Annotated in this window: 28 protein-coding genes; 10 read left to right on the plus strand and 18 right to left on the minus strand. The window is 36.1% G+C overall.

Features of this window, described 5'->3' with window-relative positions; translation table 11 throughout:
* Genes PXG98_RS01820 through PXG98_RS01830 form a run of 3 tightly spaced genes read right to left on the minus strand, consistent with a single transcriptional unit; the run spans nucleotide 1 to nucleotide 3706 of the window.
* Nucleotides 1-1353 carry an HlyD family secretion protein gene (locus PXG98_RS01820; RefSeq protein ID WP_276388693.1) on the minus strand — a complete coding sequence of 451 codons (1353 nt, stop codon included), beginning with the start codon at nucleotides 1351-1353 and terminating at the stop codon, nucleotides 1-3.
* Nucleotides 1354-1358: 5 nt separating this feature from the next.
* A complete protein-coding gene (locus PXG98_RS01825) occupies nucleotides 1359-3026 on the minus strand; it encodes a peptidase domain-containing ABC transporter (protein WP_276388694.1) in 1668 nt (555 codons plus the stop codon).
* Between the two features lie 5 nt (nucleotides 3027-3031).
* Complete coding sequence (locus tag PXG98_RS01830; protein ID WP_276388695.1) at nucleotides 3032-3706, minus strand: TetR/AcrR family transcriptional regulator; 675 nt, start codon at nucleotides 3704-3706, stop codon at nucleotides 3032-3034.
* 158 nt (nucleotides 3707-3864) lie between these two features.
* Between PXG98_RS01830 and PXG98_RS01835 the strand changes: the two genes are divergently transcribed.
* The 4 genes from PXG98_RS01835 to PXG98_RS01850 all read left to right on the plus strand — a co-directional run bounded on the left by PXG98_RS01835 (nucleotide 3865) and on the right by PXG98_RS01850 (nucleotide 5875).
* Nucleotides 3865-4248: a hypothetical protein gene (locus PXG98_RS01835; RefSeq protein ID WP_276388696.1), complete on the plus strand. Its 384-nt coding sequence runs from the start codon at nucleotides 3865-3867 to the stop codon at nucleotides 4246-4248.
* 110 nt (nucleotides 4249-4358) lie between these two features.
* Nucleotides 4359-4676: a hypothetical protein gene (locus PXG98_RS01840; protein ID WP_276388697.1), complete on the plus strand. Its 318-nt coding sequence runs from the start codon at nucleotides 4359-4361 to the stop codon at nucleotides 4674-4676.
* Nucleotides 4677-4725: 49 nt separating this feature from the next.
* On the plus strand, nucleotides 4726-5295 hold the full coding sequence (locus PXG98_RS01845; protein WP_276388698.1) for a DNA-3-methyladenine glycosylase I: 570 nt from the start codon (nucleotides 4726-4728) through the stop codon (nucleotides 5293-5295).
* Nucleotides 5282-5875 carry a hypothetical protein gene (locus PXG98_RS01850; protein WP_276388699.1) on the plus strand — a complete coding sequence of 198 codons (594 nt, stop codon included), beginning with the start codon at nucleotides 5282-5284 and terminating at the stop codon, nucleotides 5873-5875. Before PXG98_RS01845 ends, PXG98_RS01850 begins: the two co-directional genes overlap by 14 nt.
* A 17-nt stretch (nucleotides 5876-5892) precedes the next feature.
* Here the strand turns inward: PXG98_RS01850 and aat are convergent, their stop codons facing one another.
* From aat to PXG98_RS01865, 3 genes are read right to left on the minus strand one after another with little or no spacing between them, the layout of a single operon-like run.
* Nucleotides 5893-6558 (minus strand): leucyl/phenylalanyl-tRNA--protein transferase, encoded by a 666-nt coding sequence (gene aat, locus PXG98_RS01855; protein WP_420909529.1) that lies wholly within the window; start codon nucleotides 6556-6558, stop codon nucleotides 5893-5895.
* A gap of 54 nt (nucleotides 6559-6612) precedes the next feature.
* Nucleotides 6613-6990: a DUF3127 domain-containing protein gene (locus tag PXG98_RS01860; RefSeq protein WP_276388700.1), complete on the minus strand. Its 378-nt coding sequence runs from the start codon at nucleotides 6988-6990 to the stop codon at nucleotides 6613-6615.
* Nucleotides 6968-7879: a flavin reductase family protein gene (locus PXG98_RS01865; protein ID WP_276388701.1), complete on the minus strand. Its 912-nt coding sequence runs from the start codon at nucleotides 7877-7879 to the stop codon at nucleotides 6968-6970. Before PXG98_RS01865 ends, PXG98_RS01860 begins: the two co-directional genes overlap by 23 nt.
* A 105-nt stretch (nucleotides 7880-7984) precedes the next feature.
* Between PXG98_RS01865 and PXG98_RS01870 the strand changes: the two genes are divergently transcribed.
* Both PXG98_RS01870 and PXG98_RS01875 read left to right on the plus strand, forming a co-directional pair.
* Nucleotides 7985-9133 (plus strand): sensor histidine kinase, encoded by a 1149-nt coding sequence (locus PXG98_RS01870; RefSeq protein ID WP_276388702.1) that lies wholly within the window; start codon nucleotides 7985-7987, stop codon nucleotides 9131-9133.
* A 2-nt stretch (nucleotides 9134-9135) separates the two neighbouring features.
* On the plus strand, nucleotides 9136-9486 hold the full coding sequence (locus PXG98_RS01875; RefSeq protein WP_276388703.1) for a hypothetical protein: 351 nt from the start codon (nucleotides 9136-9138) through the stop codon (nucleotides 9484-9486).
* Here PXG98_RS01875 and PXG98_RS01880 read toward each other — a convergent pair.
* Together PXG98_RS01880 and greA are read right to left on the minus strand one after the other, a co-directional pair.
* Complete coding sequence (locus PXG98_RS01880; protein ID WP_276388704.1) at nucleotides 9479-9871, minus strand: HIT family protein; 393 nt, start codon at nucleotides 9869-9871, stop codon at nucleotides 9479-9481. The genes PXG98_RS01875 and PXG98_RS01880 overlap by 8 nt on opposite strands.
* Before the next feature lie 63 nt (nucleotides 9872-9934).
* Nucleotides 9935-10408 carry a transcription elongation factor GreA gene (greA, locus tag PXG98_RS01885; RefSeq protein WP_276388705.1) on the minus strand — a complete coding sequence of 158 codons (474 nt, stop codon included), beginning with the start codon at nucleotides 10406-10408 and terminating at the stop codon, nucleotides 9935-9937.
* 251 nt (nucleotides 10409-10659) lie between these two features.
* Between greA and PXG98_RS01890 the strand changes: the two genes are divergently transcribed.
* On the plus strand, nucleotides 10660-11097 hold the full coding sequence (locus tag PXG98_RS01890) for a Rieske (2Fe-2S) protein (RefSeq protein ID WP_276388706.1): 438 nt from the start codon (nucleotides 10660-10662) through the stop codon (nucleotides 11095-11097).
* 31 nt (nucleotides 11098-11128) lie between these two features.
* Here the strand turns inward: PXG98_RS01890 and PXG98_RS01895 are convergent, their stop codons facing one another.
* From PXG98_RS01895 to PXG98_RS01920, 6 genes are all read right to left on the minus strand, one after another.
* A complete protein-coding gene (locus tag PXG98_RS01895) occupies nucleotides 11129-13297 on the minus strand; it encodes a TonB-dependent receptor (RefSeq protein ID WP_276388707.1) in 2169 nt (722 codons plus the stop codon).
* A 247-nt stretch (nucleotides 13298-13544) separates the two neighbouring features.
* Nucleotides 13545-15098 carry a DUF4301 family protein gene (locus tag PXG98_RS01900; RefSeq protein ID WP_276388708.1) on the minus strand — a complete coding sequence of 518 codons (1554 nt, stop codon included), beginning with the start codon at nucleotides 15096-15098 and terminating at the stop codon, nucleotides 13545-13547.
* Entirely contained in the window at nucleotides 15095-15658 is a 564-nt protein-coding gene (locus PXG98_RS01905) for an ATP-binding protein (protein WP_276388709.1), read from the minus strand. The genes PXG98_RS01900 and PXG98_RS01905 overlap by 4 nt, the downstream gene beginning before the upstream one ends.
* Nucleotides 15613-16251 carry a nicotinamide riboside transporter PnuC gene (pnuC, locus tag PXG98_RS01910; protein ID WP_276388710.1) on the minus strand — a complete coding sequence of 213 codons (639 nt, stop codon included), beginning with the start codon at nucleotides 16249-16251 and terminating at the stop codon, nucleotides 15613-15615. The genes PXG98_RS01905 and pnuC overlap by 46 nt, the downstream gene beginning before the upstream one ends.
* Nucleotides 16235-16495, minus strand: a complete 261-nt coding sequence (locus PXG98_RS01915) for a thiamine-binding protein (RefSeq protein WP_276388711.1) — start codon at nucleotides 16493-16495, stop codon at nucleotides 16235-16237. The genes pnuC and PXG98_RS01915 overlap by 17 nt, the downstream gene beginning before the upstream one ends.
* Nucleotides 16492-17172: a 4'-phosphopantetheinyl transferase family protein gene (locus PXG98_RS01920; protein WP_276388712.1), complete on the minus strand. Its 681-nt coding sequence runs from the start codon at nucleotides 17170-17172 to the stop codon at nucleotides 16492-16494. Before PXG98_RS01920 ends, PXG98_RS01915 begins: the two co-directional genes overlap by 4 nt.
* An 81-nt stretch (nucleotides 17173-17253) precedes the next feature.
* Between PXG98_RS01920 and ahcY the strand changes: the two genes are divergently transcribed.
* Entirely contained in the window at nucleotides 17254-18570 is a 1317-nt protein-coding gene (gene ahcY / locus PXG98_RS01925; protein ID WP_276388713.1) for an adenosylhomocysteinase, read from the plus strand.
* A gap of 78 nt (nucleotides 18571-18648) precedes the next feature.
* Here the strand turns inward: ahcY and rpmA are convergent, their stop codons facing one another.
* The 3 genes from rpmA to PXG98_RS01940 all read right to left on the minus strand — a co-directional run bounded on the left by rpmA (nucleotide 18649) and on the right by PXG98_RS01940 (nucleotide 20079).
* Nucleotides 18649-18909 carry a 50S ribosomal protein L27 gene (rpmA, locus tag PXG98_RS01930; protein WP_276388714.1) on the minus strand — a complete coding sequence of 87 codons (261 nt, stop codon included), beginning with the start codon at nucleotides 18907-18909 and terminating at the stop codon, nucleotides 18649-18651.
* Between the two features lie 45 nt (nucleotides 18910-18954).
* Nucleotides 18955-19503, minus strand: a complete 549-nt coding sequence (gene rplU / locus PXG98_RS01935) for a 50S ribosomal protein L21 (RefSeq protein WP_276388715.1) — start codon at nucleotides 19501-19503, stop codon at nucleotides 18955-18957.
* 126 nt (nucleotides 19504-19629) lie between these two features.
* On the minus strand, nucleotides 19630-20079 hold the full coding sequence (locus tag PXG98_RS01940; RefSeq protein WP_276388716.1) for a DUF4199 domain-containing protein: 450 nt from the start codon (nucleotides 20077-20079) through the stop codon (nucleotides 19630-19632).
* A gap of 164 nt (nucleotides 20080-20243) precedes the next feature.
* Between PXG98_RS01940 and PXG98_RS01945 the strand changes: the two genes are divergently transcribed.
* The gene (locus PXG98_RS01945) at nucleotides 20244-21566 is read left to right on the plus strand and encodes a M16 family metallopeptidase (RefSeq protein ID WP_276388717.1); all 1323 of its coding nucleotides are present in this window, start codon (nucleotides 20244-20246) and stop codon (nucleotides 21564-21566) included.
* Nucleotides 21567-21571: 5 nt separating this feature from the next.
* On the plus strand, nucleotides 21572-23641 hold the full coding sequence (locus PXG98_RS01950; protein ID WP_276388718.1) for a M16 family metallopeptidase: 2070 nt from the start codon (nucleotides 21572-21574) through the stop codon (nucleotides 23639-23641).
* A 66-nt stretch (nucleotides 23642-23707) separates the two neighbouring features.
* Here PXG98_RS01950 and PXG98_RS01955 read toward each other — a convergent pair whose 3' ends face one another.
* A complete protein-coding gene (locus PXG98_RS01955) occupies nucleotides 23708-24460 on the minus strand; it encodes a head GIN domain-containing protein (RefSeq protein ID WP_276388719.1) in 753 nt (250 codons plus the stop codon).
* Nucleotides 24461-24506: the final 46 nt, after the last annotated feature.

Raw genomic sequence — 24506 nt, forward strand, 5'->3', positions numbered from 1 at the left:
TTACTTTTTCTTAGATTTTGCCATATCAGCATTGGGTTGGTAGTAGTTCGGAGGGAATCCGTTTAGTTGTCGCCAAAGCTCAAACCAAATAGGAACGTCTTCCAATAAAGCTATGGTATATGCACCGGAACCCACCCTTAAGTCTTTTGGCCATTGGTGATCATTTGCATCAGGAGCTAAGAGTATCCTGTACTTTCCATTATCACTTATAAACGTTTCAATTGCTACCACCTTGCCCCCATACGTTCCATAAGACACGTTTGGCCATCCACTAAAAACAATAGCGGGCCAACCGTCAAACTGTATTCTAACTTCTTCCCCCAAATGCATAAGGGGCAAATCAATTGGTCTTACAAAAGTTTCTACCGCCATCTCATAATCGGCAGGCATAATTCCCACAAGCTGCTCTCCTTCTTTAAAAGTTTCACCAACGCCAGTTTTGATTGCTTTGTTTATAAAACCATTTTGAGGCGCCTTGATGTAATACATATCATTCCGCATCGAATAGTTAGTGAACTCGTTTTCGAGCTTGGTTACCTGGGCTTCAGAATCAAATTGATTGGATTGAGCCGTAAACATATCACTTTCTGCTTTTGAGATTTTGTCTGTATACTCTGCACGAACCCTGTTAATTTCTACTTCGGCATTGATTACTTCATTCCTCGCTGCCAAGAGTTTATTTTCTTGTGAAATGAGTTTCGCCTGGGTCTCTTGAAGTTTTAATCTTTTCCCTTCTACATCTGTAACAGATTTTAGACCTTCATTTTCTAGTTGCAATACACGTCTGTATTGTCTCTGAGCGATCGTAATATTCGTTTTTGCAGCCTCCAGATCTATACTGTCACTCTCTACTTTTAAATGGGCCTGTAGTAACTTATTTCTTGCCTGCTCTAACTTCAAGGTCCTCTCTGTACCTAAAGCCTGTATTTGGTTATTAAGTGCTTTTACCTTTCCCTCATAGGAGGTTACCGCGCTAGATTTGGCCCTGATTTGTTGCCCCGTTCTCTCCACTAAGTTGGGATCGAAGTACTCATTCTTTATTTCTGAAATAAAAAGTATCGTATCCCCCTTACTCACGTAATCGCCCTCTTTTACATACCATTTTTCTATTCTTCCGGGGATAGGAGATTGTATGGTTTGAGGTCTTTGATCGGGTTTTAAAGTAGTTAAAAATCCACTCCCTGAGACATTTTGAGTCCATGGCAAAAAGAGTACAATAAAACCTATAATTGCAAAAATCAAAAGAAACCGATTAAAGTGTTTATAATACTTCGTATGAAAAACCTTCTCGGACGAACTAAAACCACTCAGATCAACTTTCTGATTTAGTTTATTGGGTGAAATGTTTAGCATGACTTCTAACTTTGATTTTTTATTTTGCCTTTCTCCATGGTTAAAATAGTAGTACATTTTTGCTCCCACAACGGATTCTGACTCACAACTACCAGTGCCCAGGGATTATTTCTATCGGCCAAGAACTCCATTATTTCTTTGATTTCTCCTGAATTGAAATGATCCAAAGGGTCTTTGAGAATTAACATTTTGGGCTTTTTTACAATACTCCGCGCCAAAACAATTTTTTTAGAAACCACATAAGGGATTTGCTGCCCCTCAGGATATAGCATGGTATTTAATCCATTTGGCTGGTTCTTAACAAAGTCGATCAGACCCGTTTTCTCCAAAGCCCAGTAAACCTCCTCTTCCTTAATGGTTTTATCGCCGAAAGTAATGTTCTCTAATATACTTCCTTCAAAAGGAGATTCCTCCAGAAGAGACTTTCCTATATGCGAGCGGTAATAATTTAAATTAATGGTTTTTAGGGATACATTGTTCACATAGATATTTCCCTTGTCCGGTTCAATAATACCCGCAATTAATCTTAATAGAGTTGATTTTCCAGATCCAGAACTTCCTTGGATTAATATGGTACATCCGGGTGTAATGGTTAGAGATAACTCATCTATAATCTGCTTTTCTCTTCCTGGGACATTATAGCTCACCTCGTCTAACTCCACGGTAAATGCTTCATCAGATTTAAAAGGCCTTTCTCCATCCTGGGGTTCTAATTCCTTGTCTACCACCTGTCCTAACTTTTCCAAAGAAGTTAACAAATCATAGAAGGTTTCCAGTCCAAGTATTAACTTCTCAACAGAACTTATTACCAATAGGATAATGATCTCTGCAGCCACAAACTGCCCAATATTCATTTCCTGATTCAGGACCAATATTCCGCCAATGAGTAAAAGACCTACTGTAACCAAAACCTTAAATCCAATCATTTGGATAAACTGAATGACTAAAATTTTAAAATGACTTTCCCGTGCGTCAAGGTATTTGGCCACAAGTACATCATTCTTGCTCATGGCCAGATTAGATTTGCCAGAGAGTTTAAAACTTACAATGGACCTGGCGATTTCTTGAATCCAATGGGCTACCTTATATTTATTTTTAGACTCTTCGAGGCTAGTCTCAAGCCCTCGTTGTGCTGTAAACTTAAAAACAATGTATATTAGGAGTAAGAGTAAAATACCATAAATAATAAAAAAAGGATGGTAAAAAGACAGAAGCAGTAGTCCTAGAATAATTTGTAAAAGCGCTGCAGGAAAATCAATCAATATTTTTGATAGACCTTTTTGAACATTTAGAGTGTCAAAAAAGCGATTGGCCAATTCTGGCGGGTAATAGTTCAGTAGCTCACCCATCTTAATTTTAGGAAATCTATAAACAAATTCAAAAGAAGATCGGGTAAATATTTTTTGCTGAACATTCTCGATAATTCGAATTTGCATAAGCTGCAGTATTCCCCCAAAAGCTACTCCTAGAGTAACTAAGACAACCAGTATAATCCATGAAGTACTTACCTGTGCTCCTTGAATCAGATTTATAATAGCCTGAATTCCCAAAGGAAGGGAGAGGTTAACTACTCCAGCAAAAATAGCGTAGTAAAAGACCTGCAATATGTCTTTTTTGTCCAGCTTTAGTAGGCCCAGTAAACGTTGCCAGGCAGTAAGTATGTTTTTCGACATAGGTTTTAGTCTTTTAAAGCATGAAATACCAAGTGCTTGAAATATTCTGTAGGAGTATTCTTGGCGGTGCAGTTGGTTAAAGAATTAAAGTGGTCCATTAAGAAGTACTGATGCAGGGCCCCTTCCAAGAGACTACTTGCAAGACTCGATGGGTAAGGATAAGACGGATTTACGTCTGTCATCATGGTGCTCATCCGGTTAACAAGTCTTTTGTAAATCACAAAATAACCATCTTTGTTTTCCTGATCCACTTCTTTTGTTAAATAAGATTTGGAATATTCGTTAATCACAATTTTGTTTAACATCACCTCGTCTATGTGCGTGAAGGCAGTGTCAATTTCAGTGGCTCTGGTCATTATTTCAATAGCCCTATCCAGTTTTGCACTGGGATCAGGAATACTGTTGGTGGCAAATACAAGTTGATACTCTAGCCATCCCCAATACCATGAAGCCAAATAAAGCAAGAGCTTATGCTTATTTTCGAAATATCTGTATATGGAACTTTCGTTGCTTCCTATCTCTGTCCCCAGTTTTTTGAAAGTAAAACTTTCGAAACCAATTTCATGGATCATGATTATACTTTCTTTGATAATTCTCTTCCCAAGATTAGAGGATTCGGGATCTTTAACATAGAGTTTATCATTTATTGATATTCTGACCGATTGCAATAATTTCTCCATAGGTTGATTCTTAAAATTTGTCAAATATAATAGTATTACTATCATATAATAATAGTTTAACTTTATTTTAACGATGTTTTACTACTTTTTATGCGCTACAATCTTATATTTGTTGAAAGTGATGCACAAAAGATCTCTTAAACATGAAAAGATTAGGTATGATATTAACGTTTATTCTGCTAAGCTTCTCCATCAAAGGGCAGCAAAGTATCGTAGCCGTTAGCACCTATGATTTTGGGTATTTACAACCATTACAGGTTATGCATAATGATGTTGCGTTGAAAAATATGCCTCGTATCAAAAACATTACACTTCCAAACGATTTATTTACTTCTATTTATAGAAAAGGAAGTGTTGAGCGAACTATAAATATATATGGTCAATCTTTGATTATTGAAAGCGCAGAAGTACAAAACAATGGAAGAATACATTTGATTCTAAGAAGAGAAGATGGCCGGGATTTCTATAATTTATATCCAATGGTTAAAGCGGAACTTATACGGGAAAATATTAATAATACTAAACCAATTCCCAGCCTTTGAAAAAGAAAATAAAATAAGCTCATACACGGCACCGACAACTCTTAATCTGACTTCTTTAAGTGTTTACTGTTCTCATTTGTCGGTGCCTTCTTCTTTAAATCCCCTGGCTTATGATTGTACTCCATATTATTTCAGAGCAAGAGAAACAGGCCCAAAGTATCATAGAAATACTCTTAACTAAAAGCTTACTTCTAGATGCAATGCTTTCCAAAAAAGAAATCTATACACTCAATAAGTTTACCAAAAAAATCACCGCCAATCAATACTTTTTGATTGTAGGACAGACTAAAGCTTTGCTTTTCAATGAAATTAATGAGGTACTCAAAACTAACTTCACAAGTTCCATGCCTGTGTTTTATGCCATGCCCATTATCTATATGGATGATAATCAGATTAAAAACATCAAGAAAAATATACAGTTTGTCTAAGAAATTTTCAATATTTAAACATATCCTTATCTTTAGTTAAATATGAAAAATGAATAGGGTGTTGAAGCGCTGCGGATGGTCTGAAGGTGACCCGCTATATGAAGCTTATCATGACAAAGAATGGGGGGTACCAGTAAAAGAGGACTCCATCTTATTTGAATTCTTAATTCTCGAAACATTTCAGGCTGGCCTGAGTTGGATAACCATTCTTAAAAAACGAGAGAATTTTAGAACTGCTTTTGACCGTTTTGACTACCATAAAATTGCCCGATATGAAGATGAAAAAATTAAAGAATTACTTCAAAATGCGGGAATAGTTAGAAATAAATTAAAAATACGAGCCACTATATCTAATGCACAAGCTTTTTTAAAGGTTCAAGAAGAGTTTGGGAGTTTTAGTAATTACATATGGGGCTTTGTAAATAATAATCCTGTGAAAAATGCCATCAGTAATTATAAAGAAGGACCCTCAAAAACAATTCTTTCCGATACAGTAAGTAAGGATCTTAAAAAAAGAGGTTTCAAATTTGTAGGGAGCACAGTTATTTATGCCTATATGCAGGCTACTGGGATGGTAAATGACCATGAAACAAGTTGTTTTAGATATGAAGAAGTATAAGTTATTGACCGTAATCCTGACCCTTGCACTATCAACAAATATTGCTAATGGGCAATATCAGTATGAACGTGAACATCGAATAAAGAAATGCCAATTCCCTTCAAATGCACATACATTTCTAGAAGATAAGCTGAAAGGTCCAAAAAATATGCGTTTCTATGGAGAAAAGGACAGTCTAAAGGTAAGTTATGAAGCCAAATTCAAAATAGACAAGCTGAACTACAGTATCGAATTTGATGAAAAAGGAGAACCAGAAGATATAGAGATTCTCATAAAAGAGGTAGACGTTCCTAATGACTCCTGGTCCAATATTACTAGTTATTTAGAGCAGGAAGACTTCGAGAAGTACAAAGTAAAAATAATTCAACAGCAGTATGTATCCATGACTCAAGAGTCTGTAGACAAAACCCTCAATGATGCCTTTCAAAATCTCTTACTACCCACGGTTAATTACAAATTAATGGTTCGTGGGAAAAAGGAAAATGGCAACGAAGATTATAATTACTGGTTCTCGGCAGATGGTAATTTTATTGAGTCGAAAAAGTCTTTACCATTTAACTATGCCCACGTTTTATACTAAAGTTAATGTTGATTAAATTAAGGAGTTTTATTCTCTAAAACCCTTATAAATTCTGCTCTAGAAATTTCTTCTGCCCCGAGACTCTCTAAATGCGCACTGTGTTGCTGACAATCTATAAAACTATATTGCTTGTCTTCTAACTCCTGAGCCAACTTTATCAATGCAAATTTCGACGCATTTGATTTAATTGAAAACATACTTTCACCACAAAATACATTACCCAAGTCTACCCCATATAGACCACCTACAAGAGCTTCATTTTCCCATACCTCGTAGCTTTTTGCATAACCCGTTTCATGCAATTTATAATATGCCTTTTCTATTCCCGTAGTAATCCAACTTCCTTCCTGCCCTTTTCTCTTAATTGAGGCACAGGCCCTTACTACTTCCTTAAAAGCAGTGTTAAAGCTAAGTCTAAACCTATTTTGTGACAAAAGCTTTCGCATACTTTTAGATATTCTTATTTTCTCTGGAAATAAAACGGTTCTTGGATCTGGGCTCCACCATAAGATAAAAGAGTCGTCATTAAACCACGGGAAAATCCCCAACTTATAAGCCAATAGAATGCGTTCCGGCGATAAGTCGCCCCCAACTGCAAGCAACCCGTCTTTAGTTGCCTGACTTATTGGTGGAAACACTAACTCTTCGGTTAGCAAGGTGATTTTACTTCCGTTATTGTCCAAATACAAAAAGCTTAATCTTAATAAAAAGAGGCTTAGAACTTATCTAGTTAGTCCTTAAAAGGGCAAATCGTCATGATCCTCCTCATTAATGTCATCTGCAGGAGCAAATGCTTCCATAGGTGGTACAGGCGGCATTTGCCCTACAGTTGTGTCTCCTTGTATCGCCTCAATACGCCAGCCCTGAATAGAGTTGAAATACTTCACTTCCCCTTGGGGATTAGTCCATTCTCGACCACGAAGATTAATACTAATTTTAACCTCCTGCCCAACAGAATAATTGTTTAATAAGTCGCACTTATCCTGTACAAACTCTACCATGATATGTTGAGGATATTGTTCTTCTGTAGTTACTACCACTTCTCGCTTTCTGAAACCGTTGTTGCCAAATGTTTTAGTCTCATCTATTAATTTAATCTTTCCTTGAATTTCCATCTATTCGTCTATTTAGTAAAAGTACAATCCACGCGGAATGTACATCATTATTATTTAAAAATTCTCTCGCCTTTAATACGATCTTCTCAGTATTTCCCTTTTGTAATAAAAGAGCTAGTTCAGCATCTAGCTGTACAAAATTTTCTAACTCCTCCTCAGCAGGGATTTTAGCAATATTACCCAATTTACCTAAATCATTGCCATCTAACAACTCTAAAGTTTTAATATCTTCAGGAATAGTATCAATTCCTATTCCCAGCTTAGAATTGGGCTTAGGCACTTCAAACATGGCCTCTTTTGCCCTGCAATACCAATTTGCCCCCATTCGGGCCACTTGGTCTATTCTAGCTAAATCCAAGCCGCTTTCTTCATCAAGTACAGCTTTATGTATATGGAATTTAACAACTTCAGCAAATACCAAATTTCCTGCACCTCCATCTTTTCCCAAAGCCTCCACCTTAGTGACAACACACTCAAACTGTACCGGGGATTCTGCCACCCTAAATGGTTTTACCATATCCGAAGCTAACATTGTTAATCCTGCTTTTTCAAACTCATTTACTCCAGTTTCATACTCCGTACTTGCCAAGGACATTTGTTGTACCATGGCATAATTAACAATATTTATTACAACTTCTTTAACCTCAAAAACGTTCTCCAAAGTGTCTTTGGTTGTATTGTTTCGAACCCTTCGCGCCGGAGAAAAAATTAATATCGGAGGATTAGCGCTAAAAACATTAAAAAAACTAAATGGGGCAAGATTTGGTTTACCATTAATATCAATAGTACTTGCAAAGGCAATAGGCCTGGGAGCAACAGTCCCCAATAGATACGAATGCAAGACTGCCGTTGGCATATCTTTAGGACTAAAGGTTTGCGTTTTAGACATTAAACAAAGGTAACTAAAATGCATTCTATTTAAAACAATTAGCATCCCATTCAACACAACATTTTCGTGCTAATTCTGTTATCTTTAATGCCAATTAAAGAAGGAATGAACTTAAATTCCCAAAAAAAGACAACTAATTTTATTTTATTGATAGCATCTTTCGTTATCGTAAGTCTAATTCTGTGGAATACTAATAGTTTTTTTAAGAATTTTAAGGAAGAAGAGAGACACAAAATGGAAATTTGGGCTACAGCCCAATCGGAACTACTTCAATCTTCGGAAGACAGAGATCTGGGCAATCTTCATGTAAAAATATTTCAGAATAACACTTCCACTCCCATGATTCTGGAGAACATAGATGGCTCCTTAAGAACCAATAATTTCCCTGAGGATAAAGTTTCTGATAGTCTTTATATACTTAAGCAAATAGAGGTATTTAAAAGAGAAAACACCCCAATCAATATAGACTACAAGGGAGAACATTTAGCCACCCTGTATTATGGGAATTCCGAGGTGCTAAATAAGTTAAAATATTATCCTATTGCCTTATTACTTATTATATTTCTTTTTGCAGCGGTTATTTTCTTTTTCTTTAAAACTAACAAAGCCTCTGAGCAAAACAAACTTTGGGCAGGCATGGCTAAGGAAACAGCACATCAGATTGGAACGCCATTAACATCTCTGTTGGGGTGGAATGAATTATTAAAAGCAGAAAATATAAATTCTGAAATTACAAAGGAGATTGAAAAGGATATAAATAGATTACAAAATATAACGGATAGATTTTCTAAAATTGGGTCTCTCCCAAAATTAGAAGAGCAAGACATAGTACAAGAAACCCGAAATGCCTTTGAATATCTTAAACTGAGAAGTTCTCAACTAATCAATTTTAGTTTTACCTCTCATATAAACGAATTACCTGTTCAGCTTAATAGTTCTTTATACAATTGGACCATAGAAAATCTCGTGAAAAACGGTATCGATGCAATGAAAGGAAAAGGAAATATAGCTATAGAAATTATTCCTGACGGTAAATATGTAAATATTTTGGTGGCGGATACAGGACATGGGATAGCAAGAAGCGATTTCAATTCTATTTTTAATCCTGGTGTCACTTCGAAAAAGCGAGGTTGGGGCTTGGGTCTGTCATTAGTTCGAAGAATAATTGAAGAATATCACAAAGGGAAAATAAAGGTGCTTTCTTCAACAAAGGAGGGAACCATAATGCAAATAACCCTAAAAAAGAGCGATTAGTTATGTCTGAGGAAAAGCTTATTAAAATTAAGGAAGCCGAAATCACTAATAACTGCCCTGAGTGTTTTAATCAGGATATGACGCTGTCCTTTTTTCAAAAACACCTTTATACCACTTTTTATCACAAAATAACGAATGATATTAGTCATCAGCTACTTTGTAATACTTGCAATAGTCTCATATATCCAGTAAATTGGACGGAAGACATTGAGAGGATTTTTGAATATTATCAGAAAATGCTTAGTCCGGAACCTAAAAAAACAGTTTATTCTTGGGTATTCTACCTACTATTGTTTATCCCAATTGTCCTAATAGGGATATTGGCTTATCTACTTAATGCGGGAATTATATAAACTCTGCTTTAATCTTATTTGCGATTTCTGTAAACTCCTTTTCCTGCAAAGCAACTTTATTTTGAAAAGTAGCATTCGCCATAGAGTTTAAGGGAATAAGATGAACGTGTACATGGGGTACTTCCAAACCAATAACACTAAAACCAATCCTTTTACAGCTAACTGCTTTCTCTAATGCAAGGGCTACTCTGCGAGAAAATGCCATTAGCCTCAGATAGAGGGACTCATCCATATCCGTAATTTTGTCAATTTCTAACTTGGGAATACAAAGCGTATGTCCTTTAGCATTGGGATTAATATCTAGAAATGCCAGGAAATCTTGATCTTCCGCAACTACATAAGCAGGTATATCACCAGAAATAATCTTACTAAAAATGGTTGCCATAATATCTTGAATAAAAAAATCCCATCAATAAGACAGGATTAAATATACAAATATTCATATTCTTTATCTGCTTATCTCTAGAATGTCGAATTTCAGAGTGCCGTTAGGAACGCTTATTTCTGCAACATCTCCCACCTCTTTTCCTAACAAACCTTTACCAATAGGAGAAGTAACAGAGATTTTACCAGATTTTAAATCTGCCTCACTTTCGGCTACCAAGGTGTAGGTCATTGTCATGCCATTCTTTTGGTTTTTAAGCTTTACGGTCGATAAAACCAAAACCTTTGTATCGTCTAATTGAGACTCATCTATCAATCTGGCATTTGCAAGTGTTTCTTCTAACTTTGCAATTTTAAGTTCTAACAAACCTTGTGCTTCTTTAGCTGCATCGTATTCAGCATTTTCCGACAAATCTCCCTTATCTCTAGCCTCTGCTATTGCCTGTGAAGCATTTGGTCTTTCTATATCTCTCAACTGATTGAGTTCCTCTTTTAATCTTTGGAGTCCATCTTTGGTATAATACGAAACCTTACTCATAATGATATACTTTTTAGATCGATCTTTACTTTCTTTACTTTCTTTACTCTTAAACAATTAATCCCACCAAAGGTGGGATTAGTATAAACATCCATTCTGATTTAACTAGCTTATTATTAGAACATTAAATAGGATACTATCTCAAAATGAGGTTTAACTAATAGGAAAATCCCCTTTTTTAAAGAGGATTTAACGCAAAGATACATAAATTTTGTTCAATTTTGTCATTGTAATTCAATGACTAGATTGGAATGAAAAGACTTTTATACGCCTTCAGCCTAATATTAATCCTGGCATGCAGTAATGACGAAGGCAATAGAAACCCGTATATACAGGAGGTAGGATTTCGTTTTGAGATGAACTTAAATTTGCCCCTATATAGCCCCCTGACAAATATCGGCAACGCCATATATGTAGGCAACCAAGGAGTAGGCGTTCGTGGTGCTTTTGTTATGAAATCTGGCTTTGATCAATATATTGCATGGGAAGCGAGCTGCCCAAACCATCCACCTAATAATTGCTCAACAATGGATCTAAACGGACAAACCGTTACCTGTTCATGTGAGGGTTATGAATACAATTTATTTAACGGGCAACAGGCCAACAGACCAGATGATGGCCAACAGTACTATGATTTACTGTTTTACCAAACCTCCTTTAACAACAATACTGTGGTAATATCTAACTAAGATTTACCTCTGTTTCCATTAGTTTTCACTCTTAAAAGTTAAGCGTAGCTCCCAACAAAAAATTAATTGTAGCCTGGGGGTAATAACCTGCTCCTTCTATGGTAACTATATTTCCGGGATTGGTAAAGTCATCATCATAGGTAAAAAAGTAACCATTAGATACATATTTAGCATTGAAAATATTATTTACTAGTCCGTTAATTACTATACTTTTTATAAATGAGTTGGTTTCAATCACGTACTGAATATTAAAATCGGTTTGCGTATAGTCTTCCAGCAATGATCCTTCTGAATCAATATTCCCCATATATTGCTCTCCTACATATTTAGTCAATAATGACATACTTAACTCCCTAAAAGGTTTAAACGTAAACCTATTGCCAAATACAATTTCTGGAGAAAAAGAAATGTTTGTATTTCCTAGGTCTTGCAATACGCCGTCTCTCTGAAATACAAAATCTATATTTTTGTTACTACTAAGGGCAATATTCGGTTGAAGTTCAAATTTCTGCCCCAAACTTATCTGAGCATCAATTTCTAGTCCCAGACGAAAGCTATCTCCGACATTTGCGCGTAATGGAGCACCAACATCATTTAGTTCTCCTGTTAGCACCAACTGATCTTTGTATCGCATATAATACAAATTAGAATTTAATTGTACCGAAGGACTTATATACCTCCAGCCCAACTCAAAATCGTATAGTGTTTCTGGTTTAGGACTACCGTTTTCATAGTCATTTCGATTGGGCTCCCTGTTGGCAACAGCAAAAGAAAAGTACAAATTGTTATTCGTGTTAAGATCGTATGTGACCCCCATTTTTGGATTAAAAAAGTTAAAGGTGTCATCTACTATTCCCGTTTCCTCTCCATTGGCTGTATAACCCACATTTCTATATTGAAGATCTCCGAATAGTCTCCATTTTGCAGTTAAATCATAATATAGTTTTCCGAAAAAATTAAAATCTGTCTTTCTCGAATTATCGTCATAATATCTATCACGTATCATACTATTAGAAGCGTAACGGGCCCAAATAACCTCTCCAAAATGATCTCCTTCATAAATATTATACCCACCGCCTAGAATAACTTTAAATGCGTCTTTTTCATAGTTCGCCGAGAATACCGTCCCATAAAATTCATTATCGAGCCATCTTCTTCTAATTAGATCTGTAGTGTTTATCAGTTCTCCATTAACAATTAGAGGAGTAAATCCATAGGTCTCAAAATCGTCATCTTCTCTAAACTGTTCAAAATAACCCCTTCCCTTGGTATAGTGCAAAGAAAGGCTAGTTCGCCAATTTGGCGTCAGCGTCTCATTCCAATGTAACTGAAAATGATTCTGTTTATAGTTGTCTTCCTCTCTATCATAAAACTGAACATTGCCGGCCTCATCGGTATATTGACCAGCTGGGTTGAAGGTTCTATCCGAAGCTAAAGTTTCCGCATCAATCCCAAACCAAGATTGATAGGTTATCTCGTGACCCCCAAATATAATTGCTTTGATTAAGGTATTATCATCTACATAACTTCCTTGAAGAAAGTAAGAGTCTAACTCTGAACTAGCCCTGTCTATATAACCGTCGGAGGTAATCCTAGAGAGTCTACCGGAAATTTCAACATGGTCATTCAACAGACCAGTACTAAATTTAAGATTAGATCTAAAGGTATTAAAACTCCCAAAAGAACTTGCAATTTGCCCATAGGCCTCTTCAGAAGTAGCATCCGTTAAAATATTTAAACTGGCACCAAAAGCTCCAGCACCATTTGTAGATGTTCCTACTCCTCTTTGCAATTGAAGGTCCTCTGTGGAAGAAGCAAAATCTGGTAGATTTACCCAAAAGGTTCCATGAGATTCTGAGTCATTGTAAGGAATCCCGTTTATCGTAACATTTACTCTAGTTGCGTCGCTACCTCTTACCCTTATTCCGGTATAGCCTATTCCTGCTCCCGCATCTGAGGTAGAAACAACGGCCGGCAAGAAATTAAGCAATACAGGAATGTCCTGACCCAAATTCCTTGGCTGCAATTCTTCCTTGGTAAGATTAGAAAAAGTGACAGGCGATTCCTGGGTTACCCTTACGGCTGAGACAAGAACTTCATCCAAGACAATTTTTTTTGCTGTAGTAGTGTCTTGCTCCTTGTTCTGGGCCATTACTGAAAAATTCAAAAGCAAGGCAAATACAATTATAAAATACTTCATTCGTAAAGTGTTTACGAATAAAAGGGGCCCTATTCATATAAAAATTGAAAATGCATTTCCTAAGTCACGGAAATTCCAAATGGTGACTTTCACCTCCCTTGGCAGCATTACCTGCCCAGGTTCCTTGGGTATAATCTCAGCTTTTTCTTCCTGATAAACCTTGTTACTAGGAAGATCCAGCACCCCTTTGAGACAAGACAAAATTACAATAGCCTAAGAACAAATCATAGCAAATACGAAAAAAAAACTAAGTCGTTGCCTGATGAGCCGGTTTAAGCAAATCGTTCACTGTTTTTACAGGATTAAAGGTAATGAGTGGTACCTCAATAAAAATAGTATTCCAAAATGCCATTGCACCATTCCACAGTCCTGGTAATTCTAGTGCCTTGAGGTCCTTACCGTCTTTTGTTTTTTGTGTTATAAAACCCTGTTTTGTATCTACAAAATTTAATAAATTATACTTTTCTCCTTTGTAATTCTTTATCCCACAAACCAAATCTACCGGATTAAAGTGGGTTGCTCCCTTAAAAATAGACAACTGGTTCTCATTCTCTAAATTTACTTGCGCAGATTCTACGATTTGAAGAGAAATATGGTCATGTGTATCCTTAATCCAAAAAGGTCCGCCTCCAGGTTCACCTTCATTTTTGACCATTCCACAGACCCTGATAGGTCTATTGATTTTGTCTTTTAAAATTTCAATCTGATCTGACAAGGTAAAACCGGAGAAATTTTCCACAAAGCAAACATTTAATTTATTTTCTAGAAAGTTCATAATTTCTACTAAATCATCTCCATTAATATTGCCTTCCTCTAAAAGTGCTGCAAATTTAAAAGCCTGCTGCTGAAGCTTTAAAAGCAACCCTCCTAATACTTTCTTACTTCTACTAATCTCAGAAGCGAAACGAGAAACAACAACATTATCTACATTTTTAATAAAAACAATGTCCGCATCCAATTCATTTAAATTTTCAATGAGTGCCCCATGGCCACCAGGTCTAAAAAGCATGGAATTATCATCATTTCTAAAAAATTCATTTTCCAGGGTAACGGCAACCGTATCAGTAGATGATTTTTGAAAGGAATAAGAGACCTTAAACTGTGTTCCAGTCTTCTCCGAAACTTTTGGAGCTATTTCTCTAATTGCATTTTCAAATAGCGAAACATGTTGTTCGGAAATTGTAAAATGCAATATGGCATTATTACCCACTTCAACATAGTCAGAAGCTTCTTTTAAATGCTCTTCAAAAGGGGTGGCGCTATGATCCGAATACTGGTGAAAAGGCAACATTCCCTTTGGATAAAAACCATAATTCAATCCTTGAGGATAAAGCATTTCACTCACAAAGGCATATAATTTAGCGCCCTCGGATAATCCGGAAGTATACTTTTCTCCAAGCCTGTCTAGAACAAGCTTATAAAAAGGAAACCTTTCGGCACCTGCGTGAAACTTAGAAATCTCACTATTTTCAGGTTTTTCAAGATATGTGGAAAGATCCTCCTCCTCGGGCTTATAATCTTCTAAAAAATTAAAAAGTGCTTTGAACATTCTAGAGGCGGCACCAGAAGCAGGCACAAATTTTATAATATTTAGACGTTCTTTAAAGGAATCATAATAATCAATCACGGCTGCCTCATAATCCGCATCGGCTTTGACTATACCATCAGAAATAACTGCTGGTCTTTTCAGCGTAACAAAGGGAATCCCCTCTTTGAACATCTCCGTTTGTTTTTTTATCTTTTCAATTGAAATCTTCTTTTCTTCTAAAAGGAGTATGTCATTTTCGGTTAAATGGATCATCTTTTCAATAATTTATCAATTGCTGTAATAGCTGTTTTTCTTCTTTTTTCTTTATTTCCTTGTAGTATTAGATATTCTTTACCGTTCTCTTCTAAGGAATTCCTAAAATGTTGAAACATTTTTTCTCTTTCCAAGGGTTTGTCACGAAGGTCATCCTTTTCCCATGGAATATCAATAGATGTTAATAAATAAAGGTCATATGAATTTAACAAAGCGTACTTTTCCAAAAGGGGATCACAAAATCCCAGGTAATAGGCCTCAGAATATACTTTAGTTTCTAAAAGATCGGTGTCACAAATTAGTAATTCTTTAGAGGATTCAGTAAGGATGTTTTCAGAATCAATCTGCCCTATAGCAATAGGAATTAGGTCATGAGGTTCACATGGTTTTGCCTCCTTATCCCATTTATCTTGCAGGTAGGTTCTGGCATATTCGGGAACCCAGTTGGTATTATAATAAGCAGCTAACTCTTTTGAAAGCGTAGTTTTCCCAGTAGATTCTGGTCCAAATAAAACTACCTTAACAAGCTTACTGGGCTTTTGTCTAAGTTTTTCTTCCATTCCATATAACCATAAATAGCGATTATTGTAAACAAAAAGTATTGCAAAGAACTGAAAACTAATCCTTTGTACAAATATAAGGGAACGGAGATAATATCTCCAATAATCCAGAAAACCCAATTCTCTAACTTCTTCTTGGCCATCAACCACATTCCAACGAAAAATATTGCCGTGGTAATAGTATCTACATAGGCTGTCCAACTATTGAATTTGTCAAAAACAAAATAGACAAATCCCACAAAGAAAAGCGTGCCAACAAACAACAGCATTCCCCAGTTTTGCTCTTTAGCACTGCAAGTGGTAATAGGTATATAATGTTTTTTGTCTACTTTTCTAGTCCAATAATACCACCCTACAATACTCATAATAAAGTAGTAAGCATTGATAAGCATGTCTCCCAATAAACCAAAAAGCCAGAGAATATAAACAAAAATACCCGTGCTAATAATTCCTGTAGGGAAGACTAGTATATTTTCTTTTTTAGCGTACCAAACACTTAAAAATCCAAAGAAGACTGCGATTAACTCCAGTATAATCAAATACGTTTCCGTATCCTGGTATTGCGCAAAAATCCAATCAAAAATGTGGCTCATAATCACTGCGATCGGTTTTAACTATTTTCATATACAATAAACCTGCTTCCATTAATTCCAGAGATTCTTTTATTTCTCCTTGTAATAGATTCATAACCTCATCATATTCTCCAAAGATTTGTGTACTCAGCGGGTTTTCTAAAACTTCAAAACCAGAAGACCTTAATTTCTTTATAAAATTTATAATATGAGGTTCGTAATCTTTCTGAAGTGGGGTAAGGGTTAATTCAACGGATATATTCATAGGAATAGTTTTTTTAGAGTTTTTTTATTTAGCAGATTTTCAAAACTTTGTAAGGCATAAACACAGGTAAATCCATCAAACTCAAAAAAATAAATAAAATAAGAGGCTTGGTTTTTACCATACTTTATATAAGCCGTAGTGTCTTTCTTTTGCTCCATGTTAAAGTCGGCAATAAATATGTTCTTTAAAAAACTCAATCCCGACGTAGCGTAAATTTTATAAAGTGACTCTTTAGCACCCCATAATATGGTAAGCTTCCTAACAAAATTCTGCTCATTGGGTATTTTTCCTTGAACAGTAAAAGTTGTAAACTTATGTGCAATTCTTAGAATTTTTGATCTTTGTTTTTCAATATCAATTCCTACCTCTTGTTTATAACTTACAATAATCCCAGTATACTGAAAAGAATGGCTGATAGATATATGCCCCCCATCCCGAAGGTGTGGTTTTCCTGAAGAATCATAAAAAAGATCCCCATCGGAGTACCCTGCTAAGGCCAGCAAATGTCTTATACTCAGGTAGGCTCTTCTATGCATTTCCGATTTCATCCCTTTTAGTCTATGATCCGAGCCGATTGAAAGTACCAAGTCTTTCTTCAGCTCGAATTCCGCCTCATCGACCTTCCAAACATATAATTTGACCTGGGGAGTTACTGTTATAGTTTTGTAAAGAGGCATGGGATTTATAGAGTTATATGTACCTTTGCACTTTGTAAGATGCCTTTGTTATACTTGAGGCGAAAGTAAAAATAAAAAGTTATGGGAACCAATACAATAGCATACATTCCTTATAAAGTTAAAGATATTACACTTGCGGCTTGGGGAAGAAAAGAAATAGAGCTTGCCGAAGCAGAAATGCCAGGATTGATGGCATTACGTGAAGAATATAAAGAAGAGCAGCCCTTAAAGGGAGCGCGGATAGCAGGTTGTCTTCATATGACAATTCAAACCGCCGTTTTAATAGAGACTCTTACAGCCCTTGGAGCCCAGGTTACTTGGAGTTCCTGTAATATATTTTCAACACAAGATCATGCCGCTGCCGCAATTGCTGCAACAGGAGTCCCTGTATATGCTTGGAAGGGTATGAATGAAGAAGAGTTTAATTGGTGTATTGAACAGACACTATTTTTTGGAGAAGAGCGCGAACCGCTGAATATGATTTTAGATGATGGTGGGGATCTGACCAATATGGTTTTAGACAACTATTCTGAGTTGACCGCTGAAATAAAAGGTTTATCTGAAGAAACTACTACAGGGGTACACAGACTTTACGAGCGTTTTAAGAATGGTGTTCTTCCAATGCCTGCAATTAACGTTAACGATTCCGTGACAAAGTCAAAGTTCGATAACAAATACGGTTGCAAAGAAAGTGCTGTAGATGCGATTCGAAGAGCAACAGACACCATGTTAGCTGGAAAAAGAGTAGTTGTTGCCGGCTATGGAGATGTAGGCAAAGGTACCGCAGCTTCTTTTAGAGGTGCCGGCGCCATTGTTACGGTAACTGAAATAGATCCAATTTGTGCACTACAGGCGTGTATGGATGGTTATGAGGTAAAAAAACTAGAAACAGTAGTGGGTAAGGCAGATATAATCATAACAGCTACAGGGAATAAGGATATTATTAGAGCTGAACACTTTAAAGCAATGAAAGACAAGGCCATTGTCTGCAATATTGGCCACTTCGACAATGAAATTGATATGGCGTGGTTAAATGACAATTTCGGAAATTCGAAAGATGAAATTAAACCTCAGGTAGATAAGTATACTGTAAACGGCAAGGATCTCATTGTCTTGGCGGAAGGAAGGCTGGTTAATTTAGGCTGCGCCACTGGTCACCCAAGTTTTGTGATGAGTAATTCTTTTACTAATCAGACCCTAGCACAAATAGAGCTATGGAACAATAGTGCTAACTATGAAAACAAAGTATATATGTTACCTAAGCATTTAGATGAAAAAGTGGCTAAGCTGCATTTATCTAGATTAGGAGCGGAGTTAACCGACTTAAAAGAGGATCAGGCTTCTTATATTGGTGTTGAAGTAAACGGCCCCTATAAACCGGAGTATTACCGATACTAGCGCTTAATTAATAAAATAATAAAAGCCCATTATGTAGAACATAATGGGCTTTTTAATTCTTGTAAGTATTTCGGTTCTCTATGCCTCAAAAGGCTCGATAGAAACATAAGACTTTCCACCGGCTTTCTTTTGAAACTTAACTAAACCATCAACTTTGGCATGTAATGTATGATCTTTACCTATGTATACATTATTTCCAGGGTTGTGTTTAGTACCACGTTGTCTAACGATTATATTTCCAGCAATAGCCGCTTGTCCACCAAAAATCTTAACTCCTAATCGTTTCGATTCTGATTCTCTACCGTTTTTAGAACTACCTACACCTTTCTTATGTGCCATGATATTATATTTTAATGAGGATAAACTCTCATTGTTAGTATTCTACTATTTGTTAAGTGCTTCTATAAGATCTGCTTTTTTCATTGAGGAAATTCCTGTAATTCCTTTCTCTTTAGCTAGGTCTTTTAATTCAGCTACTGTCTTTTTACTTAAATCAACAGAGGCCTTTGCTACTTCTTTCTTTACTTCTACTTTAGCTTTAGGAGCTTCTTTTACAGCAGGAGTCTCTTTTACTTTGGCAGCTTCTTTTTTGGCTGGCTTTTCTGTTTTCTTTTTAGCTCCTTTGGCAACAATATTTTCAATAACCAATTCAGTTAAATACTGTCTGTGACCATTTTTCTTTCTGTAGCCTTTACGTCTTTTTTTCTTAAAAACAATGACTTTATCTCCCTTGAGATGTTTAACGACTTTAGCCTCTACAGCGGCTCCGTCGATAGCTGGGGCGCCAATAGTTACATTACCCCCATCTTCTAATAAAAGAACATTAGGAAAAGATACTTTTTTTCCTTCATCTTCTTGAAGACGGTGAACATATACTTTTTGGTCTTTCGCAACCTTAAATTGCTGCCCTGCTATTTCTACAATTGCATACATAGCGTATCTGTTAATTAATTTTATTCCTTTTTATTGGATTATTTACCCCGAGACACTTTAGAGGTGGCTTAGGCGGGTGCAAATATACTGCTAAATTGCGAAAACACAAGTGTTTTTTTATGCAAACTAATTTTTATTGGAATGTTTTGAAGTCTTAAATAGTTGCATAAAAGTTAAGGTGAGCACCAGAGTTGTTGCAAAGCCCATTATGGCTACTGTAAAAAATACAATTCCCTCGAAACTTTTAGAGCCATTTGACCAGGTATAAGACAACTGGTTTAAGAAGTCTGTATTCAGCTCTGTGGCGTATAAGGCAAAGAAAAAGGTAAATATAAGTGTAGCAACACCACCAGTTATGAGTCCGGCCTTAAATCCAAGTCCATAATTAAAGGCAAACTTTTCTTGTAGGCGATAATACTTAATAGCCTCGTAAATACCAAAACCAGTGATAATTCCATTAAAGAGACTAAAGAAGATATTGGTATGTAAATTAAAAAGTGATAAAATTAAGAAATAAGCGATAAGACATCCGCTAGTGGCAATACCAAAACGTATGGGAAGTGCAAGAGGTTTCATACAAAAAAGTTTTTTTGGTGTTCTAATAAAATAAGAAATAATGCTTAAATATTGTATAAATTCTTGTTAAAGAATAAGACTTTTTCCTAGCAAAAGAGCAAAAAAAATTATCTTGACCCCATTACCAATTACCTTTAATGATATTTAATTTCAAAACCTTTTTTATGAAGAGAAAAATAGTATCACTCCTTTTGTTCCTATTAGCCGTTTTATCTATTAGGTCCCAACAAGTTGAGTATGAAGAGTACGATCTAGACAATGGCCTACATGTAATACTTCATCAGGACAATACGGCCCCAGTGGTAATTACTTCTGTCATGTATCATGTTGGTGGAAAAGACCGAACAGAAGGCAGAACCGGGTTTGCACACTTTTTTGAACACCTTCTTTTCGAAGGGACAGAAAATATAGGTAAAGGGAAATGGTTTGAAATTGTCTCCTCTCATGGCGGACAGGTAAATGCAAATACTAGTCAAGACAGAACTTATTATTATGAACTATTCCCTTCTAATAATCTGCAATTGGGATTATGGATGGAGTCTGAAAGAATGCTGCATCCTATCATAGATCAAATAGGGATTGACACACAACAAGAGGTGGTTAAAGAGGAAAAAAGACTTCGATATGACAACTCGCCATATGGTCAATTATGGCCTTCTCTTGGGAAAAGCCTTTTTAAAGTACACCCCTACAAAGATCCTAATATTGGTTATATGAAGGATTTGGATGCTGCCACTTTGGAAGACGTAACAGCCTACAATAAAAAATATTATGTGCCAAATAATGCCGTTTTAGTGGTGGCTGGAGATATAGATATTACTGAGGCTAAAAATTTGATTAAAGACTATTTTGGTCCAATTCCTAAAGGAGAAGATATAGTGAGAAACTATCCCAAAGAAACAGACATTAGCCTGGAAGAAAGGGCAACAGTCTATGATGCAAATATTCAAGTCCCCTTAGCGGGAATAGCCTATAGGATTCCAGGTTTCAGAGAAAGAGATGCTTATGTATTAGATATGATATCGACCTATTTAAGTGATGGGAAGAGCTCTAAATTATACAAAAAAATGGTGGATGATCAAAAACAGGCCCTACAAGTGGGCGCATATAATGTAGGACAAGAAGATTACGGCATGTACCTTGTTTTTGCTATTCCTGTTGGAGAAGTAACCGTGGATCAATTAATTGTTGAAATGGAAGAGGAAGTGAATAAAATGCGTACAGAGCTTATTACGGAAAAAGATTATCAAAAACTTCAAAATAAATTCGAGAACTCTTTTGTAAATGCCAACTCGAGTATCGCCGGTATTGCCAACTCCTTGGCTCGAAATTATCTTTTGTATCACGACACTTCTCTTATAAACAAGGAGATTGATATTTATAGATCCATAACAAGAGAAGAAATTCAATCTGTTGCAGAAAAGCATTTAAAATCTAATCAAAGAGTAATTCTTGAATATTTACCAAAAGAGAAATTAGACAACTAATTAAGATGAAAATATTTTATACAATAATTTTAAGCACATTTATACTTACTTCCCTAAGCGCACAAGTAAATAGGAGTATTATGCCTGCTCCAGGACCCAGTCCGGAAATTAATTTAGAAGAGCCACAACAATTTGTTTTAGACAACGGACTTAGAGTTATGGTAGTGGAAAATCATAAACTACCGCGTGTCTCCATGCAGCTTGCCATAGATAATCCTCCGATAGCAGAAGGAAATAAGGCCGGAGTTACGAGTTTAGCCGGAAGCCTCTTGGGCAATGGTTCTTTATCTATCCCCAAAGATGAATTTAACGAGGAAGTAGACTATTTAGGGGCAAGTATAAGCTTTAGTCTACGAGGTGCCTATGCCAGTACACTATCCAAATATTTCCCTCGGATATTAGAATTAATGGCAGATGCCGCGATTAATCCAAATTTCACGGAAGATGAATTTTCCAAGGAGAAGGCAAAGTTAATTACAAACTTAAAAGCACAAGAAAAAGACGTATCTGCCATTGCTTCGAGAGTTCAAAATGTATTGGCCTACGGGAAAGTGCACCCCTACGGCGAATATATAACAGAAGAAACTATTAACAATGTAACTTTCATAGATGCGAAACAATATTATACAGACCTGTTTGTACCTGAAAATGCATACTTGGTTATTATTGGAGATGTTGATTTTGACAATGTAAAAGCCTTGGTTAGTACCTATTTTAATGATTGGGTTAAAGCATCCCCACCTTCTTTAAGCTATTCCAGACCGCGAAATACGCAATATACCCAGATTGATTTTGTAGATGTTCCGAATGCGGTTCAGTCAGAAATCTATGTTCAGAATCTGGTGGATTTGGAAATGAAAGATCCCGATTATTTATCCGCAAAATTGGCAAATAGAATTCTTGGTGCTTCTGGGGCGGGAAGATTTCATCAAAATTTAAGAGAAGACAAAGCCTATACTTATGCCGCCTATTCTCAACTTAGTGACGACAAATATGCTCCGGGTAGATTTGGTGCCACCGCTAGTGTGCGTAATGTGGTAACAGATAGTGCCGTTGTAGAATTTTTAAAAGAGTTCAATAGAATTGTCAAGGAACCTGTAACTGAAAAAGAATTAGAAAATGTAAAGGCCGAATATATAGGTAGTTTTGTGATGGCTTTGGAAAAACCCTCCACAATTGCCCGTTATGCGCTAAATATTGAAACAGAAAATCTGCCTAAAGACTTTTATAAGACTTACTTGGAGCGCATAGATGCGATTACCATTGAGGACGTAGAAAAGGCTGCTAAGAAGTATTTTAAAGTAAATAACGCACGAATAGTAATTGTTGGAAAAGGCAGTGAAGTCGTGGAAAATCTTGAAAAGATTACCTATAACGGCAAGGCTTTGCCGGTAAATTACTATGACAAATACGGGAATCCTGTTGCCAAACCGAACTATGATGTAATTTTACCTGAGGGAGTAACTATTAAATCTGTGGTAGACCATTATTTAGAGGCTGTGGGGGGCAGGGAAGAAGTAGCAAATATTACTTCTTATTTGCTAAATGCTGAGGCCCAAACACAGGGTATGACCCTAGAACTAAATGTTAAAAAGACCAATAAGGATCAGTTTATGCAGGACATTAAAATGATGGGGAATTCTATGCAAAAGCAGGTGGTTAATGGGGATAAGGGTTATATGACAGCACAAGGACAACGTAAGGATCTAAGTACCGAAGAACTCGCTAAAATAAAAAGTGAGTCCTCTACTTTTCCAGAATTAAATTATACGGATCAAACGGTAAGTTTAGAAGGCATGGAAATGATTGAAGGCAAAAATGCCTATAAACTAAAAGTTTCTGACGAAAAAGTTTCATATTATGACGCTGAAAGTGGCCTAAAAGTTAAAGATGTAACGGTAGTGCAGACTCAAGGTCAAACTATTGAATCTACAGTAGAATATAAAGACTACAAGGAAGTCTCGGGAATACTTTTCCCTTTTCTTTTATTACAAAATGCAGGCCCACAAACTTTTGAATTTCTCGTTAAAGAGATTAAATTAAATGAAGGAGTTACAGATTCTGATTTTGAATAGACCGTTTAACTGAGAACAAAAAAACCCGCCAAATGGTGGGTTTTTTTGTTCCTGAGGTATACTTTTCTATCCTATTTTTCGGATGGTTGCTTCTCCTAAAACAAGGCCCTTATCTACATCAGGGTCTCCCTCGAACTCAATATCTGCCTCTCCGTAAGAAGTCACCTTTAATTTATCCGATACCCTTACCCTAAACTCACTTTCTCCAAAGGCGGTAATTTTAGTAAAGGAATTTTTCATCTGTAGAGTATTTACTTCGCTTTCCCCATAAGCCTTATATTTTTGTTGACTTACAGATCCGGATTCAATCTCCAAATAGCTCTCCCCGTAAATACTTACATCCAGGTTTTGTAAAGACATTTCATTGAAAAAAACATTCGATTCGCCATAAATAGTTAACTCAAATTCCTGTTGCTCTATTGGACTAACTCCTCTTATGGTTTCTTCGCCTCTAACGGATAACTTTCGTATATTCTTATAAGTGATACTGGCTCTTACCATGGTTCCAGAATATATATCATGTTTTCCAGACCATTCCTCATTATGTATTTTTTTAGACTTTGTATAGGTCTTAGCATCATCTAAATAGACCTTCAACGTGCCATTTACGACTTCCACATTTATTTTGTCTCTTGGAACTTCCGCATCTTCAATAATCACCATTTCTTCTTCTCCTTCTTGAAGCACTACTTCTATATGAGGGCTAATTATTATTTTGTTAAATGAAGCAACAGAGATAGTTGCCGACTGTGCTGATATTTGTATGACTCCTACAAAGAGCAGAGCTAATAATACTAGTGGTGTTTTCATTTTTTTCATATCATATACTATTATGGGTTATTTCTTCTTTCCTAAAGAGAAATAC

The sequence above is a fragment of the Eudoraea chungangensis genome, from assembly GCF_029360665.1.
GTDB classification, from domain to species: domain Bacteria; phylum Bacteroidota; class Bacteroidia; order Flavobacteriales; family Flavobacteriaceae; genus Eudoraea; species Eudoraea chungangensis.

Excerpts from the sequence above, each read along its gene's own strand:
- PXG98_RS01820 (WP_276388693.1), bottom strand. The coding sequence starts at position 1,353 with ATGCTAAACATTTCACCCAATAAACTAAATCAGAAAGTTGATCTGAGT.
- PXG98_RS01825 (WP_276388694.1), bottom strand. The coding sequence starts at position 3,026 with ATGTCGAAAAACATACTTACTGCCTGGCAACGTTTACTGGGCCTACTA.
- PXG98_RS01830 (WP_276388695.1), bottom strand. The coding sequence starts at position 3,706 with ATGGAGAAATTATTGCAATCGGTCAGAATATCAATAAATGATAAACTC.
- PXG98_RS01835 (WP_276388696.1), top strand. The coding sequence starts at position 3,865 with ATGATATTAACGTTTATTCTGCTAAGCTTCTCCATCAAAGGGCAGCAA.
- PXG98_RS01840 (WP_276388697.1), top strand. The coding sequence starts at position 4,359 with ATGATTGTACTCCATATTATTTCAGAGCAAGAGAAACAGGCCCAAAGT.
- PXG98_RS01845 (WP_276388698.1), top strand. The coding sequence starts at position 4,726 with ATGAATAGGGTGTTGAAGCGCTGCGGATGGTCTGAAGGTGACCCGCTA.
- PXG98_RS01850 (WP_276388699.1), top strand. The coding sequence starts at position 5,282 with ATGAAGAAGTATAAGTTATTGACCGTAATCCTGACCCTTGCACTATCA.
- PXG98_RS01860 (WP_276388700.1), bottom strand. The coding sequence starts at position 6,990 with ATGGAAATTCAAGGAAAGATTAAATTAATAGATGAGACTAAAACATTT.
- PXG98_RS01865 (WP_276388701.1), bottom strand. The coding sequence starts at position 7,879 with ATGTCTAAAACGCAAACCTTTAGTCCTAAAGATATGCCAACGGCAGTC.
- PXG98_RS01870 (WP_276388702.1), top strand. The coding sequence starts at position 7,985 with ATGAACTTAAATTCCCAAAAAAAGACAACTAATTTTATTTTATTGATA.
- PXG98_RS01875 (WP_276388703.1), top strand. The coding sequence starts at position 9,136 with ATGTCTGAGGAAAAGCTTATTAAAATTAAGGAAGCCGAAATCACTAAT.
- PXG98_RS01880 (WP_276388704.1), bottom strand. The coding sequence starts at position 9,871 with ATGGCAACCATTTTTAGTAAGATTATTTCTGGTGATATACCTGCTTAT.
- greA (WP_276388705.1), bottom strand. The coding sequence starts at position 10,408 with ATGAGTAAGGTTTCGTATTATACCAAAGATGGACTCCAAAGATTAAAA.
- PXG98_RS01890 (WP_276388706.1), top strand. The coding sequence starts at position 10,660 with ATGAAAAGACTTTTATACGCCTTCAGCCTAATATTAATCCTGGCATGC.
- PXG98_RS01895 (WP_276388707.1), bottom strand. The coding sequence starts at position 13,297 with ATGAAGTATTTTATAATTGTATTTGCCTTGCTTTTGAATTTTTCAGTA.
- PXG98_RS01900 (WP_276388708.1), bottom strand. The coding sequence starts at position 15,098 with ATGATCCATTTAACCGAAAATGACATACTCCTTTTAGAAGAAAAGAAG.
- PXG98_RS01905 (WP_276388709.1), bottom strand. The coding sequence starts at position 15,658 with ATGGAAGAAAAACTTAGACAAAAGCCCAGTAAGCTTGTTAAGGTAGTT.
- pnuC (WP_276388710.1), bottom strand. The coding sequence starts at position 16,251 with ATGAGCCACATTTTTGATTGGATTTTTGCGCAATACCAGGATACGGAA.
- PXG98_RS01915 (WP_276388711.1), bottom strand. The coding sequence starts at position 16,495 with ATGAATATATCCGTTGAATTAACCCTTACCCCACTTCAGAAAGATTAC.
- PXG98_RS01920 (WP_276388712.1), bottom strand. The coding sequence starts at position 17,172 with ATGCCTCTTTACAAAACTATAACAGTAACTCCCCAGGTCAAATTATAT.
- ahcY (WP_276388713.1), top strand. The coding sequence starts at position 17,254 with ATGGGAACCAATACAATAGCATACATTCCTTATAAAGTTAAAGATATT.
- rpmA (WP_276388714.1), bottom strand. The coding sequence starts at position 18,909 with ATGGCACATAAGAAAGGTGTAGGTAGTTCTAAAAACGGTAGAGAATCA.
- rplU (WP_276388715.1), bottom strand. The coding sequence starts at position 19,503 with ATGTATGCAATTGTAGAAATAGCAGGGCAGCAATTTAAGGTTGCGAAA.
- PXG98_RS01940 (WP_276388716.1), bottom strand. The coding sequence starts at position 20,079 with ATGAAACCTCTTGCACTTCCCATACGTTTTGGTATTGCCACTAGCGGA.
- PXG98_RS01945 (WP_276388717.1), top strand. The coding sequence starts at position 20,244 with ATGAAGAGAAAAATAGTATCACTCCTTTTGTTCCTATTAGCCGTTTTA.
- PXG98_RS01950 (WP_276388718.1), top strand. The coding sequence starts at position 21,572 with ATGAAAATATTTTATACAATAATTTTAAGCACATTTATACTTACTTCC.
- PXG98_RS01955 (WP_276388719.1), bottom strand. The coding sequence starts at position 24,460 with ATGAAAAAAATGAAAACACCACTAGTATTATTAGCTCTGCTCTTTGTA.